At 63.0% G+C, this 17,449-nt stretch carries 18 protein-coding genes; 5 read left to right on the forward strand and 13 right to left on the reverse strand.

Annotation, left to right across the window (positions count from 1 at the left end; all coding sequences use genetic code 11):
* Positions 1–279: 279 nt before the first annotated feature.
* The 4 genes from cydX to cydP are packed head-to-tail and all read right to left on the reverse strand — an operon-like array spanning position 280 to position 3,259.
* The gene (gene cydX, locus JHD59_RS02455) at positions 280–375 is read right to left on the reverse strand and encodes a cytochrome bd-I oxidase subunit CydX (protein WP_082693332.1); all 96 of its coding nucleotides are present in this window, start codon (positions 373–375) and stop codon (positions 280–282) included.
* A 15-nt stretch (positions 376–390) separates the two neighbouring features.
* On the reverse strand, positions 391–1,527 hold the full coding sequence (cydB, locus tag JHD59_RS02460) for a cytochrome d ubiquinol oxidase subunit II (RefSeq protein ID WP_199153013.1): 1,137 nt from the start codon (positions 1,525–1,527) through the stop codon (positions 391–393).
* Positions 1,528–1,529: 2 nt separating this feature from the next.
* Complete coding sequence (locus JHD59_RS02465) at positions 1,530–3,101, reverse strand: cytochrome ubiquinol oxidase subunit I (protein WP_199153014.1); 1,572 nt, start codon at positions 3,099–3,101, stop codon at positions 1,530–1,532.
* Positions 3,098–3,259, reverse strand: a complete 162-nt coding sequence (cydP, locus tag JHD59_RS02470) for a cytochrome oxidase putative small subunit CydP (RefSeq protein ID WP_199153015.1) — start codon at positions 3,257–3,259, stop codon at positions 3,098–3,100. Before cydP ends, JHD59_RS02465 begins: the two co-directional genes overlap by 4 nt.
* Positions 3,260–3,274: 15 nt before the next feature.
* On the opposite strand from cydP, the gene JHD59_RS02475 reads away from it, so the two are divergent.
* Complete coding sequence (locus JHD59_RS02475) at positions 3,275–3,535, forward strand: hypothetical protein (RefSeq protein ID WP_199153016.1); 261 nt, start codon at positions 3,275–3,277, stop codon at positions 3,533–3,535.
* A 250-nt stretch (positions 3,536–3,785) separates the two neighbouring features.
* On the opposite strand, the gene JHD59_RS02480 is transcribed toward JHD59_RS02475, so the two are convergent.
* The 4 genes from JHD59_RS02480 to JHD59_RS02495 form a co-directional block, all read right to left on the reverse strand.
* Positions 3,786–4,712 carry a glyoxylate/hydroxypyruvate reductase A gene (locus JHD59_RS02480; RefSeq protein WP_103319329.1) on the reverse strand — a complete coding sequence of 309 codons (927 nt, stop codon included), beginning with the start codon at positions 4,710–4,712 and terminating at the stop codon, positions 3,786–3,788.
* Between the two features lie 52 nt (positions 4,713–4,764).
* The gene (locus JHD59_RS02485; RefSeq protein WP_199153017.1) at positions 4,765–5,532 is read right to left on the reverse strand and encodes an HAD-IIB family hydrolase; all 768 of its coding nucleotides are present in this window, start codon (positions 5,530–5,532) and stop codon (positions 4,765–4,767) included.
* Between the two features lie 85 nt (positions 5,533–5,617).
* Positions 5,618–6,079, reverse strand: a complete 462-nt coding sequence (locus tag JHD59_RS02490) for a putative immunity protein (RefSeq protein WP_233163857.1) — start codon at positions 6,077–6,079, stop codon at positions 5,618–5,620.
* A gap of 150 nt (positions 6,080–6,229) precedes the next feature.
* A complete protein-coding gene (locus tag JHD59_RS02495; protein WP_199153019.1) occupies positions 6,230–7,597 on the reverse strand; it encodes an HD-GYP domain-containing protein in 1,368 nt (455 codons plus the stop codon).
* 156 nt (positions 7,598–7,753) lie between these two features.
* Between JHD59_RS02495 and JHD59_RS02500 the strand changes: the two genes are divergently transcribed.
* Entirely contained in the window at positions 7,754–8,263 is a 510-nt protein-coding gene (locus JHD59_RS02500; protein WP_199153020.1) for a GNAT family N-acetyltransferase, read from the forward strand.
* Between the two features lie 4 nt (positions 8,264–8,267).
* Here the strand turns inward: JHD59_RS02500 and JHD59_RS02505 are convergent, their stop codons facing one another.
* The 3 genes from JHD59_RS02505 to JHD59_RS02515 form a co-directional block, all read right to left on the reverse strand.
* Complete coding sequence (locus JHD59_RS02505; RefSeq protein ID WP_199153021.1) at positions 8,268–8,708, reverse strand: hypothetical protein; 441 nt, start codon at positions 8,706–8,708, stop codon at positions 8,268–8,270.
* Positions 8,709–8,751: 43 nt separating this feature from the next.
* Entirely contained in the window at positions 8,752–10,227 is a 1,476-nt protein-coding gene (locus JHD59_RS02510) for a YdiU family protein (protein WP_199153022.1), read from the reverse strand.
* 280 nt (positions 10,228–10,507) lie between these two features.
* Positions 10,508–12,775, reverse strand: coding sequence for a YgiQ family radical SAM protein (locus JHD59_RS02515; protein ID WP_199153023.1), 2,268 nt, complete (start codon positions 12,773–12,775; stop codon positions 10,508–10,510).
* A gap of 273 nt (positions 12,776–13,048) precedes the next feature.
* Here JHD59_RS02515 and JHD59_RS02520 point away from each other — a divergent pair, with 273 nt between their 5' ends.
* Both JHD59_RS02520 and JHD59_RS02525 read left to right on the forward strand, forming a co-directional pair.
* Positions 13,049–13,900, forward strand: coding sequence for a Kdo hydroxylase family protein (locus JHD59_RS02520; RefSeq protein WP_199153024.1), 852 nt, complete (start codon positions 13,049–13,051; stop codon positions 13,898–13,900).
* 140 nt (positions 13,901–14,040) lie between these two features.
* Positions 14,041–14,286, forward strand: a complete 246-nt coding sequence (locus tag JHD59_RS02525; RefSeq protein WP_199153025.1) for a hypothetical protein — start codon at positions 14,041–14,043, stop codon at positions 14,284–14,286.
* 254 nt (positions 14,287–14,540) lie between these two features.
* Here JHD59_RS02525 and JHD59_RS02530 read toward each other — a convergent pair whose 3' ends face one another.
* Positions 14,541–15,371 (reverse strand): hypothetical protein, encoded by an 831-nt coding sequence (locus JHD59_RS02530; protein WP_199153026.1) that lies wholly within the window; start codon positions 15,369–15,371, stop codon positions 14,541–14,543.
* Positions 15,372–15,497: 126 nt separating this feature from the next.
* Between JHD59_RS02530 and JHD59_RS02535 the strand changes: the two genes are divergently transcribed.
* Entirely contained in the window at positions 15,498–16,259 is a 762-nt protein-coding gene (locus JHD59_RS02535; RefSeq protein ID WP_199153027.1) for an ABC transporter substrate-binding protein, read from the forward strand.
* 4 nt (positions 16,260–16,263) lie between these two features.
* Here JHD59_RS02535 and JHD59_RS02540 read toward each other — a convergent pair whose 3' ends face one another.
* Positions 16,264–17,442 carry a DUF1501 domain-containing protein gene (locus tag JHD59_RS02540; RefSeq protein WP_199153028.1) on the reverse strand — a complete coding sequence of 393 codons (1,179 nt, stop codon included), beginning with the start codon at positions 17,440–17,442 and terminating at the stop codon, positions 16,264–16,266.
* Positions 17,443–17,449 lie beyond the last annotated feature (7 nt).

The following is a 17,449-nucleotide window of genomic DNA, read 5'->3' on the forward strand; positions in this document are numbered from 1 at the left end:
GCAATGAATTGGCGGCGATGTTAGAAAAGCCGGCGGCGGGCGGCTACTGGCCTTTCTATATATGCCTTTGACATTTTTATTTTACAAATAAAATGCGCTTTGTCTTTCATGCGCTTATGAAACGACTGTATGGTTTTGTGAAGCAGGCCGGATGGTCCGGCCTTCTTCCTCCTGTCCGATAGGCCGGCCGATGGGTTCCAGACGGCAGAACGGCATGCCGCGCCAAGCGACATGCCGTTCTGTTTCTAGATGGTGCCTTTCAGGCGCCTGACACTGCGATCAGTCGTCGTGATGCAGGTTTTCCTCGATCACGGCGTTGATCACGCCCATGGCGACCGCCAGCGGCAGTCCCAGCATCCAGGCGAAGTACCACATGGTTTGTCTCCTTAATCAGTAAAGGCTTTTGCTGTTCCGTTCCACATGCGCGCCCGTCACCTTGCCGCGCATCACTCGATAGCACCAGCTGGTGTAGCTGAGCACGATGGGCGTGAAGATCAGCGCGGCCCAGAACATGATGTTCAGCGTCAGATGGCTGGAGGTGGCGTCCCAGGCGGTGAGGCTGGAGCGCGGATCCGAGCTGGACGGCATCAGGAAGGGGAACAGGCTGGCGCCGGCGGTGCCGATCACCCCGGTTTGCACCAGGCTGGAGGCGATGAAGGCCGCGCCGGACTTGCGCGAGGCGGCGAAAGCCGCGGCCAGGGCCGCCCCGGCGAAACCGAGCAGCGGCAGCGCCATGGTCAGCGGATAGCGATGGTAATTGCCCAGCCAGGCGCCGGCTTCGCGGCCGACGGTCTTGGCCAGCGGGTTGCTGGCCGCGCCCGGTTCGGCGCCGCTCAGGATCACATAGCCTTGCAGATGGCTCACCCACAGGCCGGCCAGCGCGAACAGCGCGATCACCGCCATGGCGCAGGCGATGGCGGCCTTGCGCGAGCGCTCGGCCACCTCGCCGTCGGTGCGCAGCATCAGGAAGGTGGCGCCTTGCAGCGTGATCATCGCCGACGATACCAGGCCGCATAGCAGGGCAAACGGATTGAGCAGGGCGAAGAAGCTGCCCTCATAGAACGGGCGCAGGGTATCGTCGAAATGGAAGGGCACGCCCAAGAGCAGGTTGCCGAAGGCCACGCCGAAGATCAGCGGCGGCACGAAACCGCCGACAAACAGGCCCCAGTCCCAGAAGGCGCGCCAGCGCGGGTTCTCCAGCTTGCTGCGGTAATCGAAACCCACTGGGCGGAAGAACAGCGCCCACAGCACGGCCAGCATCGCCCAGTAAAAGCCGGAGAAAGCGGTGGCGTAGACAAAGGGCCAGGCGGCGAAGATGGCGCCGCCGCCGGTGATGAACCACACCTGGTTGCCGTCCCAATGCGGGGCGATGGTGTTGATGGCGACGCGGCGTTCGGTATCGGTGCGGCCGACGAAGGGCAGCAGCGTGCCCACGCCCATGTCGTGGCCATCCATGATGGCGAAGCCGATCAGCAGCACGCCGACCAGCAGCCACCAGATGAATTTGATGGTTGGGTAATCAAACATGCTCATGCCTCCTTGGCGGCCAGTTGCGGGGCGGATTCATTGTGGTAGCGGCCGGTGCCCAGGCTGGCCGGGCCCAGGCGGGCGTATTTCACCATCAAATACATTTCGGCAACCAATAGGCCGGTGTAGAACAGCACGAAGCCGGTCAGCGACGCCGCCACGCTGGCCGCGGTCAGCGAGGAGGTGGACAGATGGGTCGGCAACAGGCCGTAAACCGTCCACGGCTGGCGGCCGTATTCGGCCACCACCCAGCCAAGCTCCGCCGCGATCCACGGCATTGGAATCCACCACAGCGCCCACTTCAGCAGCCAGCGGCGCTCGGCGAAACTGTTTTTCAGCGAGAACCAGAAGGCCAGCGTGAATAGCGCGAGGAAGCTGAAGCCCAGGCCCACCATCACGCGGAAGCTCCAGAACATCGGCGCCACTTCTGGAATCGTGCTCTGCGCGGCCTGGTCTATCATGGCCGGCGTGGCTTGGCGCACGTCGGCGACGTATTTCTTCAGCAGCAGGCCAAAGCCCAGATCGGCCTCGTGCTTCTCAAACGCCGCGCGCAAGGCCGGGTCCTGCGGCGACTTGCGCAGCGCCTCCAGCGCTATCACCGCTTCGCGGCCGTTGACGATGCGGGCGCGGTTGCGGGCGATGATTTCGCTGATGCCGGGAATCGGCTTGTCCACGCTGCGGGTGCCGATCAGGCCCAGCAGATAGGGAATCTTGATTTCGTAGTGGTTGGTCTGCGCCTGTTTGTCCGGAATGCCGAACAGCGTCAGGCCGGCCGGCGCGTCCTCGGTATGCCAGATGCCCTCGATGGTGGCGATCTTGGCGTGCTGCGACTCGGCCACGGTGTAGCCGGATTCGTCGCCCAGCACGATGACCGACAGCGCGGAGGCGAAGCCGAAGGCGGCTGCGATGCGGAAGCTGCGGCGGGCGAACGGCAGGTCGCGGCCCTTCAGGATGTACCAGCTGGAAATGCCCAGCACAAAGCAGGCGGCGGTGACATAGCCGGCGCTGACGGTATGCACGAACTTGGCCTGGGCCACCGGGTTGAACATGATGTCCCACATCGAGGACATTTCCATGCGCATGGTCTGGTAGTTGAAGTGGGCGCCCACCGGGTTCTGCATCCAGCCGTTGGCGATCAGGATCCACAAGGCGGACAGATTCGAGCCTATGGCCATCAGGATGGTCACCATCAGGTGCTTGGCGCGCGACAACCTGTCCCAGCCAAAGAAGAACAGGCCGATGAAGGTGGATTCCAGGAAAAAGGCCATCAAGCCTTCGATGGCCAGCGGCGCGCCGAAGATGTCGCCCACATAGTGCGAGTAATAGGCCCAGTTGGTGCCGAACTGGAACTCCATGGTGATGCCAGTGGTGACGCCCAGCGCGAAGTTGATACCAAACAGTTTTCCCCAGAAACGGGTCATGTCGCGGTAAATCTCTTTGCCGGTGATGACAAAGGTGGATTCCATGATCACCAGCATCCACACCATGCCCAGCGTCAGCGGAACAAATAGAAAATGGTATAAGGCCGTTACGGCAAATTGCAATCGAGACAGATCGATCAACGTCTCATTCATGGCTTCTCTCCAGCTTGCTGCAATAAATGGCTTGCCACGCCAGCGGCATCCATATTGGGTCTTTCTTTAAAAAACATGCCCCAGATCAGAGAAATCAGGATCAATTTTATTAGCAACACCATGATTATCTCTTTCCGGTACTTCGAGCTTCTCTTCATGCATGGCCTTCCGTCTTGAAAACGATCGCCGGAACATGCCATACCCATCCACTATTTGTCCTGCGGCATAATGTCGCGATCAAGCACACCTTTGACCTCGATCAAAATTATGCAATGCGCGAAATTGACGTATGGATATTTTTTGATTTTGAAAACCCATTTGTAATGTATTGTATTTTGGCAAGGCTTGAATTTATAGCCGGGTGCAGGAGATTAAATGGCTGCTTGTTGGGCGAGTCTTGCGGCGCGGATTTTATAGGGCAGGGTATGGAGTGAGATTGCCGTAGCGGCAGGAGGCTATTTGTGGATTGGAGTGGGAGGATAGGGGGTTGATTCGCGCCTTTTATATAAAGACGCTCCATTTTTTTAGGCGCAAGCTGAATCCGGCGCTGCAAGTGTCTGCCGATTATTGTGAATGCCGGTATCGAATAGCCATGCAATTTATAGCGGGCGATATTTTACGTCATAACCACTGGCGTGGTGCAGGCCGCCTTTTTGCAAGGGCGGCCTGTTGGATGGCGGTCGTTCAATAACCTTGTGCGCGCTGAACCAGGCCGGCGGCAGGCAAGCCGGCCGCCAATTGCCGCAGCCCCGCGACGATTTGCTCCACGGCCGGCTGGCGTAATGTGATGGCGGCAACGTGCGGGGTAATGGCGACGGCGGGGTGGCGCCACAGCGGATGGTCGGCCGGCAGAGGCTCCTCGGCAAACACGTCCAGTTGCGCGCAACGCAGATGGCCATTGTCCAGCAAGGCTAGCAGCGCATCCTGATCCAGCAGGTCGCCGCGACCGGCATTGATCAGCATCGCGCCTTGCGGCAGCGCCTCCAGTCGTTGGCGGTTGAGTAGGCCGCGGGTATCCGGCGTGGACGGCAATACGCAGGCCAGCACCTGGCTTTCGGCCAGCAGCTGGGCCAGCCCGGCCTCGCCATGCAGGCAGCGTACAGTTTCAATGTTTTTGGGGCTGCGGCTCCAGCCGCTAAGCTGATAACCGTCCCGCGCCAGCGATTGGGCAACGGCGCTGCCAATTTCGCCCAGCCCCAGAATGCCGACGCGAATATCGCCAGGCAGCCTCGGCGCCAGCTTGCGCCACTGGCCCGTGGCTTGTTGGCGGCGGTACAGGTCCATATTGCGCTGATAGCCCAGCACGCCGTAACGGATGTATTCGGTCATCTGCGCCGCCATCCCGCCGTCCAATAGCCGGTAGACCGGCAGATCGGCAGGCAGGTCCGGACGCGTCATCAGTTTGTCCACGCCGGCGCCCAGCGCGAATAGCGCTTCCAGCCGAGGCATGTCAGCCAGCAGGCCGTCCGGCAGCCCCCAGGTGACGAGGTGGCGGATGTCGGACAGCTGGGCATGTTCCAGGTCGACGAACTGCCGCTCTGGCATGGCGGCGCGAAACAGTTCCAGATAGGCGGAAACTTCCTTGGGGTTGGGCGTGTGGACCAGGATCATCGTAGTGTCTTTTCTGCAGAAATATGCCTTCAGTATACCGCGCTCAGACAATTCAGCATGGCATGGTCCGCCCCAGTTGCTCGATGGCGGCCAGCAGTGTTTCCTCGACTTGCTCGTCGCGCGCAACCTGTTCGGCGGCGTACGGCAACAGTTGCGGGTGGCTGCCCACCAGCACCGGGTGGCGTGCGGCGGCAAACATCGACAGGTCGTTGCTGTCGTTGCCGAAACACACCACTTGGTCCGCGGCGATGCCATGACGCAGCAAGGCGCTCATCTTGCTCACGCCATGGGCGGTGATATCGACGATCTGTTGGTCCGAGTGGTGATGGATGGCGATATCGTCGCGCTCGGCCAGCGCCAGCTGCAGGGCCGGGCCGTCGGCGCATTCGGTGACCAGCAGCTTGACCGGCAGCCGGATGTCGTCGCGCGCGACCTGGTTGGCCCGGCGTGCCGGATCGACCCAGCCCATGAACGGATGATCGGGATCGCCGCGGTAGTGATAGTGCCAGGGCAGGTCTACCAGATAGGAGGCTTCCAAGCGTTCCGCCAGCTCGCACAATTGGTCCAGCGTGCGCTTGGCCAGCGGCTGAATATCGCACAGCTCGCCTTGATGGTAGGTCATGGCGCCGTTGGAGCCGACGAACAGGCCATGGTGAAAGCGCTCATCCAGCAAGTGCAGCATGTCGCGATAGGGGCGGGCGGAGGCGAAACCGATCTGGTGCCCCTGTTCTTCCAGTTCGCTCAGCGCGTTTTGTATGGTAGGGCTGATGGTATGGCCGTCGAAGCAAAGGGTGCCGTCTATGTCGAAGATGAAGTGCATGCGCAGTCCGGTGGAGGCCAAATTTTCTGATGGGAGTGTGATTGTAATGGCGGGTAACCGGGCTGTGTAAGTTCTCGATGAACCGCTAGATTTCCGAGTTTGCGCCGGCCAGTTGCTTCAGGCAGCGGGCCTGCCAATCCCATTCCGGCTCGAATGCGGACGGATCCGCCGCCGCGCCGTAGCCGCCCTGGCCGTAAACGGCGGCATAGGCCGCGTAATCCGCGGCCTGCCGAGCGCGGCCGGCTAGCGCCATCGCCACCGCATGGCTGGCCGATACCGCCGCGTGGCCGCAGCCGTCCAGCGACGCCGAACCGGGGTGGGTCCGGGCCAATTCGGCCGCGCGCAAGGCCAAGGCGTTCAGCGCCGCGCGGTCTATCCCGCCGGCCAGATAGCGTTCCAGCCCGCTCAGGCAGGCGGCAACCTCGGGATTTTCCAGTAAATGGGCGACGCGCTGTGCACAGGCCAGGCCGAAACGCAGGCGCAGCGTTTCCCGCGGTGGGGAGTCTAGATCGAGCACGGCGGCCAGCGCGTCAAGCTTCTCGTTCATGGTCCAAGGTTTCCATGGCAGGGCCGGGCGCATTTCGCGCCGACTCTTCGTTGTTCCGCGCTGGCAGAGAATGAAATGCGGCGCGCGAAACGCCTCGATTCGGCGCAAAACGCATCCCGGCGCGACCGCTCACCAAATGTCAACAGCCCCTTAGGTCAAGCAGATGAGATCGCTCTCCAGCGCGTCCTCTTCGCGCAGCACGCCCTCCAAGGCGGCAAAGCAGTGCGGGTCCAGCGCGCTGCCCAGGCTTTGCCGCATGATGTCCAGCGTGACGGGCACCGGGTTTTCCGGGTGGTAGGGACGGGCGGCGTGGATGGCATCGAAGATGTCGGCCACCGTGATGATGCGGGTTTCCAGGGCAATCTGGTCTGCCACCAGGCCGCGCGGATAGCCGGTGCCATCCAGCCGTTCGTGGTGGGCGCCGGCGACGCGGGCCAGTTCGGCAAACGACTCGATCCGCGCCAGGATGGTTTCGGTGTAGGCTGCGTGGCGTTTCACCGCCTCCCACTCCTCCGGCGTCAGCTTGCCTGGCTTGTCCAGTATGGTGTTGCTGACGCCAAGTTTGCCCACATCGTGCAACAGCGCGCCGCGCTTCAGCCAGCGGCGGCGTTGCGGGTCCAGCCCCAGCTCCATGCCGATGCGGTCGGCGTAGTGGCCTACCCGGTGGCTGTGGCCGGCGGTGAACGGGCTCTTGGAGTCAACGACCTGGCCGAAGCCTTCGGCGATTTCGTCCATATAGTCTTCGTCCAAGGGGACCGTGAACTGGGCGGGCTCCAGATCCAGCACAGCCTGCTCGATGTCGTCGGATTCCAGCTGGCGCCAGAAGCCATCGTCTCGCGCCGCGCCGCGGAAGGCGGCCACCAGCTCCGGGTCGAACCAGCCGCCGCCGCGGCTCACCGCCTCGTCCAGCGCGGCGTGGCGGCCGTGCGTGACATTGAAGACGTCGATCACCTGGGATAGCAGGGCGATGCGCGCGTTCAGCGGAATCGCCTGGCCGCTCAGGCCCAATGGCCGGCCGGAGCCGTCCCAGTGCTCGTCCAGATATTGGATGCCGCGCGCCACGTTTTCATTGAAACGCAACTGGCGGGCGATGTCCGCGCCGCGGTGGCAGCGGGTGTTGATCAACTCATCCGCCATTTCCTTGCCGCGGCGCAGCACGTTGAGAATGGACGCGGCGCGTTGCCGCCAGCCAGCGGCATGGGTGCCGGTATTGGCGAACACAAAACCCAGCATTTGCGGCAGGCTGGCGCCCACTCGTTTGAAGTCCTGCTTGAAATCGCGGTCGTCGGTGAGGTAAAGCTCGCAAATCCGCGCGGCATTGCTGCTGCAGCCCAGGTCTTTCAGCAGAATGGTGTAGTACAGATCCCACAGTTCCTGCGGCGACAGCCCGATGGCGCGGCCAATATGCATGCCTATCCAACAACTGCGCACGCAATGGCCTTCCGGCTGGCCTTCCGTGATGTCCAGCGCGTAACTGAGTGAGCCTATCAGTTGCGATAGCTTCAGGGCTTGCGTCATGGCGTGTCCGTTGCGGGGGGAGAAAATACCATTTTAGTCGCTTAGCATGGCTATTTGGCCATGATGATGGCTGCGCGCGCGGCGTTGGAATAAAGTGGTGAAAATGTCTACGACAATTGCCTCGCGATCAAGCGATCGATACAGGAGCCCGCTGCCATGAAGCGCCATGCCATATTGGATTTTCTGACCACCCATGATTTCCATGCCATCGCCGAGTTGGGCGCAGCCATCTGGCACCAGCACTTCATCAGCATGATCACGCGCGAGCAGATCGACTACATGCTGTCCAGCCGTTACACGCCGGAAAAACTGAGCCGCTACCTGGACGCGCCGGACCGCTGGTTCCGCCTGCTGCGCGTGGATGGCAAGCTGTCCGGCTATTGCAGCTACGCGCTGACGGACAAGTTCGGGGAGATGAAGCTGGAGCAGCTGTATCTGCTGGAAGAACTGCGCGGCCAAGGCCTGGGCGGCCGCATGATGGACGAAGTGGAAGCCGCCGCCCGCGCCAAGGGCTGCGCCACGCTGATGCTGACCGTCAGCCGCCATAACGCCGGCTCCATCGCTGTGTACGAGAAGCGCGGCTTCACCGTGCGGGAGCAGGTGGTGGCCGATATCGGCAACGGCTTTGTGATGGATGATTATGTGATGGTGAAGTGGCTGGTCTGAGTGGTCAGCCTTGGCTGCCTGAATAAAGTTCTGACGCCCCCTGCTTGGCGCGGCCCCAGACTTCTTCGTCGCTCAGCATGGTCTCGATGAGCTCGATAGGCACGCCGCCTTCTTCGATGATGGCGACGTGAAAGCCCGGCAGCGGTTCATAGGGCCCCAGCAACACGTTTTTATCGGCGATGGCCATGGCGAGGCTGGGCACCTTGAATGCCGGATGCGGCACGGTCTGTATCAGCGGATGCAGCGGACAGCCGGGCTCGAAGCGGTGCCACTGGATGCGGAAATCCGCGCTATCGGCATCGGCGGTGTACATCCGGTATTTGGCGCTGTAGCGTTCGTTCGGCTTGGGCTCGGTGGTGGGGATGCCCATGTGATGGAATTGGTAGCGCGGATTCATGCAGGGCATCTGGCTTTCGTTCAATTTGGCGGGTATGACATTCTGCATGAAGACTGTTTTGGTGTGAGGAGGTTCCCTGTTGCCGTGGACATCAGGTGCCGCAGAAGGTCCGATATCCCTCCGCCACCTCCGGCGCGGCTGGCAGCGCGTAACGTTCCAGGCCTTCTCGCTCGTTGAATGGCTGGCTCAGCGCCTCCAATAGCGTCAATGTCGGCCCCATGTCGCCATGCTCGCTGGCTGCGGTCAGCGCTGCTTCCACCAAGTGATTGCGCGGGATGTACAGCGGGTTTTCGCGGCGCATCGCGGCGGCGATGTCGGGCGGGCGGCGGGTGCGCGGCACATGGCGGTTTTGCCATTGTTTGAGCCACGGTTCCAATACCGATGCGGAGGGAAACAGCGCGGCCAGCCTGTCCGGTTTGCCTTCGGCCTCGTCGGCCAGATAGCGCCAGGCCAGGGTGTGATCCACGCCATAGGCCGCCAGCAGCGCCAGCCAGTCTTGCAGCAGTTGCTTGTCCGACGCCTTGGCGTCCAGCAGGCCGAACTTGCGGCGCGCCTGATCCAGCCAGTGGGTTTGGTAGCGGTCGGCGAAGCCTTCGATGATTTCGGTGGCGGCCGGGACGGCGGAGCCGGGATCGTCCGGCGCGATCAGCGGCAGCAGGGTTTCGGCAAAGCGCGCCAGATTCCATTGCGCGATGGCCGGCTGGTTGCCGTAAGCGTAGCGGCCGGTGTGGTCGATGGAGCTGAACACCGTATCCGGGTGGTGGGCGTCCATGAAGGCGCAGGGGCCGAAGTCTATGGTTTCGCCGGACAGCGCCATATTGTCGGTATTCATCACGCCGTGGATGAAGCCTGCGTGCATCCAGCGGGCGATCAGCTCGGCCTGGCGCTCCGCCACCGCGCTCAACAGGCTCAGGTAGCGATGGTCTTGGTTTGCCAGTTCTGGGTAATGGCGGGCGATGGTGTAGTCGGCCAGTTTTTTCAGCGTATCGGTTTCGCCGTGGATGGCGAAGTACTGGAAGGTGCCGACGCGCAGATGGCTGGCGGCGACGCGGGTCAGCACCGCGCCGGGCAGCTGGCGCTCGCGTTGCACAGCCTCGCCAGTGGCTACCACCGCCAGCGCGCGGGTAGTGGGGACGCCCAGCGCCTGCATCGCCTCGCCCAGGATCAGTTCGCGCAGCATCGGCCCGACCACCGCCTTGCCGTCGCCGCGGCGGGAGAAGGGGGTGCGGCCGCTGCCTTTGAGGGCGATGTCGCGGCGCTGGCCATGGCGATCGATCACTTCGCCCAGCAGCAGCGCGCGGCCATCGCCCAGCGACGGCGACAAGCCGCCAAACTGATGGCCGGCATAGGCCTGGGCGATGGGTTGCGCGCCCGGAGGCAGGCTGGCGCCGGAAAACAGGCGGGCCAGCTCGGCTGCGCTGGCTTGCGCCGTGTCCAGACCCAGTTCGTCCGCCAGTTCGGCATTCCAGAACAGCAGCGCCGGCGCGGGCGGCATGTCCGGCTGCGCGGCTTGCCATGCGCCGGGCAGGTCGCGGGCATAGCTGTGGTCGAAGGCGATGTGGATCATGGCTGGCCTCGTGGGATCTGTTGTTTATGTTCTTGCCGCGCTGTTTTCCATCCGGTTTGCCGGCGGGGCGCGCTCAAGCGTTCACCAGTTTAGGCGGGGCTTGTTGCTATATTGTGCGTTCAAAAGCGGTATGTCGATGGCGGCGTGCACGGCGCCATTTTGCCTGTTCGATGAGATAAGCGATAGTTCATTGGCATGATTTGCGCCAAATTGCCGTTGATGCGGCTCTGGCTGAAAAACGCCACGCTTTTTGAGGGGCGTGGCGTTTTTGCCTGCTGGATCAGCGGTTGCGGCCGGTTTTGCCGCCAGGCTTGGCCGGCGAGCGGCCAGCCTGCGGTTTGCCGGAGGCCGGCTTGCCGCCTGTGCCGCGCGCGCCGACGGTTGCCGGCTTGCCGCGCTGCCCCTGGGGGGCTTGCCTTGCGCCAGTCGGCTTGCCGCGGCTCATGGTCGCGCCCATCTTGTGGCGCACGGCGGCGGCCTTGTCGCCCGGCGGCGTCGGCGGGATCAGGCAGTGCTTGCTGTGGCCGATCAGGTCGCTGCGGCCCATATTGATCAGCGCGTCGTGGATGATCTGCCAGTTGTCCGGGTGGTGGTAGCGCAGAAAAGCCTTGTGCAGCTTGCGGCGGTAACCGTCGCGCACCACGTCCACCTTTTCCGAGCTGCGGCCCAGCCGCTTCAGCGGGTTGCGGCGCGTGTGCCACATGGTGGTGGCCAGCGCCATCGGCGTTGGGGTGAAGGTCTGCACCTGGTCCAGGCGGAAGTTGTTCTTCTTCAGCCACAGCGCCAGATTCATCATGTCTTCGTCGCTGGTGCCCGGGTGGGCGGCGATGAAGTAGGGGATCAGGTACTGTTCCTTGCCGGCCTGGCGGCTGAAGCGTTCGAACAGTTCCTTGAACTTGTCGTAAGCGCCCATGCCCGGCTTCATCATCTTGGACAGCGGGCCGTCCTCGGTGTGTTCCGGCGCGATCTTCAGATAGCCGCCCACATGGTGCTGCACCAGCTCCTTGATGTATTCGGGCGAGCGCACGGCCAGGTCGTAGCGCAGGCCGGATTGGATGTTGATCTTCTTCACGCCCGGCAGCGCGCGCGCCTTGCGGTACAGCTGGATCAGATGGCTGTGGTCGGTGTTCAGGTTCTCGCAGATGTCCGGGAACACGCAGGACAGCTTTCTGCAGGACGATTCGATCTTCGGGTCCTTGCAGGCCAGCCGGTACATATTGGCCGTCGGGCCGCCCAGGTCGGAGATGTGGCCTTTGAAACCCGGCGTTTTGTCGCGGATTTCTTCGATCTCGCGCAGGATGGATTCTTCCGAGCGGCTCTGGATGATGCGGCCCTCGTGCTCGGTGATGGAGCAGAAAGTACAGCCGCCGAAACAGCCGCGCATGATGTTGACCGAATACTTGATCATTTCCCAGGCCGGGATGTGGGCGTCGCCGTAGCTGGGGTGCGGATTGCGGGCGTAGGGCAGGCCGTAGACGAAGTCCATTTCCTCGGTGGAAAGCGGAATCGGCGGCGGGTTCAGCCACACGTCGCGTTCGCCGTGCAGCTGCACCAGCGCGCGGGCGTTGCCGGGGTTCGATTCCAGGTGCAGCGTGCGGCTGGCGTGGGCGTACAGCACCGGGTCGTGCGCCACGGCTTCGTAGGCCGGGATGCGCAGCACGGTTTTGGCGCGCTCCGCGCGGCGCTTGGCCAGCCGCTCTTCCCGGGATTCGATGCGGATGACTTGCGGCTTGGTCAGGTCGATATCCCTGGTGGCTTCGGCCGCCTGCTCGGGAATTTCCTGGTACGGATTCAGGTGCGGATCGACGCGGCCCGGCTCGTCCACCACGCTGGAGTCCATCTCCTGCCATTCTTCATCCGGCTTCCAGCCGTGCGGCACGATGAAGGCGGTGCCGCGGATGTCGCGCATCTCGGACAGTTTTTCGCCCTTGGCCGCGCGGTGGGCGATTTCCACCAGCGCGCGCTCGGCGTTGCCGAACAGCAGGATGTCCGCCTTGGACGTGATCAGCACCGACTGGCGCACTTTGTCGCTCCAATAGTCGTAATGGGCGATGCGGCGCAAGCTGGCCTCGATCGAGCCTATCATCACGCCTATGCCCGGATAGGCCTCGCGGCAGCGCTGGGCATACACGGTGACGGCGCGGTCCGGGCGCTTGTTCGGCGCCGCATGCGGCGTGTAGGCGTCGTCCGAGCGCGGCTTGCGGTCCGCGGTGTAGCGATTGATCATCGAGTCCATATTGCCGGCGGTGACGCCGAAGAACAGATTGGGCCGGCCCAGTTCGCGGAACGCGTCCGCGCTGTGCCAATCCGGCTGGGCGATGATGCCCACGCGGAAACCCTGCGCCTCCAGCAAGCGGCCCACCAGCGCCATGCCGAAGCTCGGATGGTCGATGTAGCAATCCCCGGTGACCAGGATGATGTCGCAGGAGTCCCAACCCAGTTGGTCCATCTCGGCGCGGGTCATCGGCAGGAACGGGGCGGTGCCGAAACGGCTGGCCCAGTACTTGCGGTAGGAATCGATCGGTTTGGCGGCTTGCGGAGTAGTCATGCGTTCACGTCTATTTCTGGCAGCCGGCCATTATGCCTCAATCCGGTAAAAAAATCAGCATAAACAATTGTTTATTGTCATGAATCGCCTGGCTGCTTGTAGGGGTTTTGCGCGTCGGGATTTTTTAGGCAAATCAAAGCGCTGACGAGGCTGTCCTGGCGGCGGGCTGCCTTTGTCATAGATTTGGGTGTACCCTTTCGCCTTTAATCGGCGCAAAGGGCCCGCGGCAAGGCTGCCATGGTTGCCGTCGTTGAGTCTGGATAGGGGGAGTTTATGGTCGAGCGTATCGTCAGCGTGAGGGGCGGAGAGCAGGGCTTGGTGCAGAAACTGGAGGCGGGCGCCGTGCTGCATGTGCCGGATTTCGGCTTCAGTCTCAACGCTGCGGAACAGGCCTTGCTCAACCCGTCCATCGCCGATCCCAAGCGCAAGAACATCAGCCTGGAACCGGATAACGGCGCCCTGCACGGCGTGCAGGGCGGAGACGGCACTCAGCAAGCAGTGCGCGCCTTGATTTCGCGTTATCAGCAAGCGGCGGCGCAGTTGTTGGCGCAAGTGCTGCCGGAGTATCAGGGCAAGACGCGGGCCGCGCCGACCAGCCTGCGGCTGGTGCGGGTGGAAGACCGCAAAACGTCCTGGCGCAAGGATGATAGCCGTTTGCATGTGGATGCCTTCCCGTCCCGTCCCACCTATGGCGAGCGCATTCTGCGCGTGTTCTGCAACATCAATCCGGCGGGCGAGCCGCGGGTGTGGCGGGTGGGCGAGCCGTTTGAGGACATGGCGAAGACAATGCTGCCGCGCGTGCCCAGGCAATGGCCCGGCTCGGCCGCGCTGCTGGCAGCGCTGAAAATCACCAAGCGCAAGCGCAGCGCCTACGACCACATCATGCTGCACCTGCACGACGCGATGAAGGCCGACCTGGCGTACCAAAGGGATTGTCCGCAGCAAACCGTGCCGTTCGCGCCGGGCGGCGCCTGGATCTGCTTTTCCGACCATGCCTCGCACGCCGTGATGTCCGGGCAGTTCATGCTGGAGCAGACCTTGTGGCTGCCATTAGAGAAAATGGATGATCAGGGCAAGTCGCCGCTGCGGCAGTTGGAAAAGCTGACGGGGCGGGCGCTGGTTTGAGCGCACCACCTGTCCTTTAGGATGGGTTTGGTGAGGCGTCGTTTCATTGCAAAATACTGAAATTCTTTAGCCGGCGCTTCGCTGAAGCGCCGTTTTCATGGTTCCTCGTCGTTAGCCGATATAGAAATGGGTGCCCACGCATGAACTCCCCGCAAGCCACTCCCCATTCCACGCCGTCCTCGCAACGCTTGCCAAACTGGCGCTCGGCCGGGAAGGCGCCTAACGCCCCCATTCAGGGACAGTCAGTATTTTTGCTGCCGCTGGATCCGCCGCGGCATGGCGAGGCGCTGTTCAAGCTGTTTGCCAATGATGAGGCGCATTGGGCGCATCTGCTATACGGAGCCGGTCAGTCCACGGTGGTGAGGGTAAACGGTTTGGTCGCATAAACAGCTTACCTTTCGCCGCCGCTCTTACGTTGGGTATTGGCTTCAAGCTCCCACAGTTTCGGGAAAACTAATTTTTGCGATCGATGATGCTTGCGTAGTCCTTTTCCGTCATCCCCGAAATGTCAGGGATGACGAGAAAATCGTAAACAGGCTCTTAGGAGGCGATAGTGCAGGATGGCGAATCTGCCGTCGGAGCGGGAGCGGCGGGCAAAGCGCGCTCCCCTCCGACCTGGGCATCGCCCGGGTGACTGGCCCTATAGCACGGCCCAGATGCCGATGATGGCGGCCAGGATCAGCACGCCGGTCAGAATTTGCGATGTATTCTTTTCCTTCTGCAGCGCGCGTTTCATCTGGTCCTGCGCGTTTTCCGCCACGTCCAGCTTCTGTTGCAGTTCCGCCCTGGCCTCATCCTGGCTGGCCAGCATTTTCAGCATTTCCTCGCCACCGAATTCATGCACCGTGTCTTTGTTCCACACTCCCAGCAGCTTGCTGACTTTGTCTTTGAAGTACAAGGCGCTGCGTTGGGCCGGGTCTTGCCATTCAAACTGAAAGCCCTGTCCCGCGTAGAACGAGTGTTTTCGGGTTTGTTCCTCTTCGGTGGCCGGCTGGCTGAGGGTGACCAGGCCGGGGGCGATGGCGTAGTCGGGACAGGTGCTCTTGGCCCAGGCGACCGCATTGCCGAACAAATAAGTGTCTAGGCCCGTGCCTTCCAGCCCGGGGCTGCAATGCACGCCGTTCTTGGGGCCGAAGGTGACGGTCTTGCTGGGACGATCCACGCGCACCCAGGCCATGTTGTACAAGGCGTGGAAACGGCTGTCGTCGCCCTCCATCGGGTGCCAGTGGCTGCCATCGGAACGGGCGTAGCCGCGGAACTGCAGGCGGTAGTAGTCGGATTGGCTGGTGACGGCGCGGCTGCGCTGCAGAATGCCGTAGATGGGATGGGGGCCGACCTGAAGGGTCAGAATGGTTTCCCCCAGCGGGATGGCATGGTTGGCCAGGCTGGCTTCGTTCTCCGGCGGCAATAGCGGAATCTCTTCCGTCTCCGGCTCGGCCTGGCTGTTGCTCTTGGTGTTGTTGCTGGTCATCGGCTAGGCATTCCATGCGGTTTGCTGGGTGATGTGGACGATTCTATCGTACATTTTAGGAGAGCAGCAGCGGGCTTGCCGCCTGCTTGCGAAGGAGAGGGCGTGGGCTGGATCCGAGGGGTTTTGTTGAGCGCGTTTGCCCTGCCGGCATTGGCGGGCGGCGTCTGCGATCGGCCGTTGAGCGTGGGCTGGGATGAATGGCCGCCATTTCAATACCAGGGGCGCGATGAGCAGGTAGCCGGGTATTCGGCGGCCTTGCTGAATCAGGCTGCCGCCAAACTGGGGTGTCGCATGACCTACCGGCGCTTGCCGTGGCCGCGCACTTTGCAGCAGCTGCGTCTGGGTCAGCTGGATGCGGCGATGCAGGCCTTGAAGACGCCGGAGCGGGAGGCCTATGCCTGCTTTGTCCAGGGCTATAGCCCGACCATGGTGCAACTATGGGCGCGGCGTGACCGCATGGCGCGCTGGCCGGTGCGTAAACTGGAGGATCTGGGCCGTCTAGGCCATCTCCGCCTAGGCGTGACCCGCGGCGACAGTTACGGCGATGCCCTCGACCATTGGCTGCAGGCACCGCCCAAATCGGTAAGCGTGGATATCGGCGAGACCCTGGATGGCAGTTTCCGCAAGCTGCAACTGGGGCGCATTGATCTGTTGCTGGCCAACAGCATCACTGCGCAGCGCGAAGTGGCCAGATTGCCGCAAAGTCCGCAGATGGTTGCCTTGCCGCCCAAGTGGTTTGTGGGCCAGGCCTACTATGTTTTCAGCCGTCGCAGCGTGCCGGTCCAGCAGTGCCGGGCCTTTGCCGATGCCTTGCAGGCCATGCGGCAGGACGGCACGGTGGCGCGTCTCTATCGCAGCCAGTTCGGCGTGCCGTACCCGGAGCATTGAAGGTTCAAGCGCGCAACAGCGGCAGGGTGGAAAAGCGGTCTCCCAGCACATTGCGGCTGTCCTTGCCCCACCAGTTCTCCATCGCCGTGGCGTAGACCTGGCGAAAATCTATGGCATGCGGGAGATTGCCCTCGCTGACGCCGGCCAGCTGCGGCGTGGCGCCGTATAGCCCGCCGTTGACGCGGCCGCCCAGTGCGAAGTGCGCATTGGCCGTGCCGTGATCCGTGCCGCGATTGCCGTTCTCGCGCGGGCGGCGGCCGAATTCGGCGTAGGTCAGCACCAGCGTGTCATCCCAGCGGCCCAGCCGCGTCATCTCGCTTCTTAGCTGCGCCAGGCCATCGGCCAGTTCGGCTAGCAGCCGCGCCTGCGTCGGCTGCTGGTTGCCGTGGGTGTCGAAACCGGTCAGCGTGATGCGCGCCACCGCAATATCCACGCCGCGTGACAGCGTGTCGGTCAGGGTGCGTACCGCGTTGCCGAAGCCGCCATTGGGTTTGGGGCCGGCGGTGGGCGATTCGCTCGCCGCGGTGCGCGGCAGCGGGGCCAGGCTGGCGGCGGCCTGGCGGATATCGCCTTCCACTTTCAGGATGTGCTCCAGCGCCGAGCCGGCGTGGCCCGGCTGTTGGTCCGCCACCAGCTTGGCCTGGCGCGCGAAGTCCTGCGGATTCAACAGCACCACGGCGCGCGAGCCGCCATCGAGCGGTCCCAGCACCTGGCTGGACAGCACTACGCCATCGGCGGCGAAGTTCTTCGGCGTCGGCTGCTCGCGGAACAGCCGCGTCAGCCAGCCTTCGGTCAGGAATTGCTGGCTGGCCGAGGCGGTATCCCAGATTTCGATCGAGCGGAAGTGCGACAGATTCGGGTCGGGATAGCCCACGCTCTGCAGCAACGCCAGCTGCTTGTCCTGCCACAGCGGCATCAGCGGCGCCAGGGAAGGGTGCAGGCCGATTTCGCCATTGAGCTGCAGCACCTGCTCGCGGGCGATGGCGATGCCGGGGCGCAGCCGGTAGTAGTCGGCGCTGGCGTAGGGCACCACGGTGTTGAGGCCGTCGTTGCCGCCTTTGAGCTCCACCAGCACCAAGAGCCGTTTGTAGCCTGCCGGCGCCAGCGCCCAGGACAGATTGGGCAGCACCGTCATCATCAGTCCCGCGCCGGCGGCTTTCAGGAATTCGCGTCGTTTGAACATGGCAGGC

It is taken from the genome of Chromobacterium sp. ASV23 (genome assembly GCF_016428945.1).
Lineage (GTDB): Bacteria > Pseudomonadota > Gammaproteobacteria > Burkholderiales > Chromobacteriaceae > Chromobacterium > Chromobacterium sinusclupearum.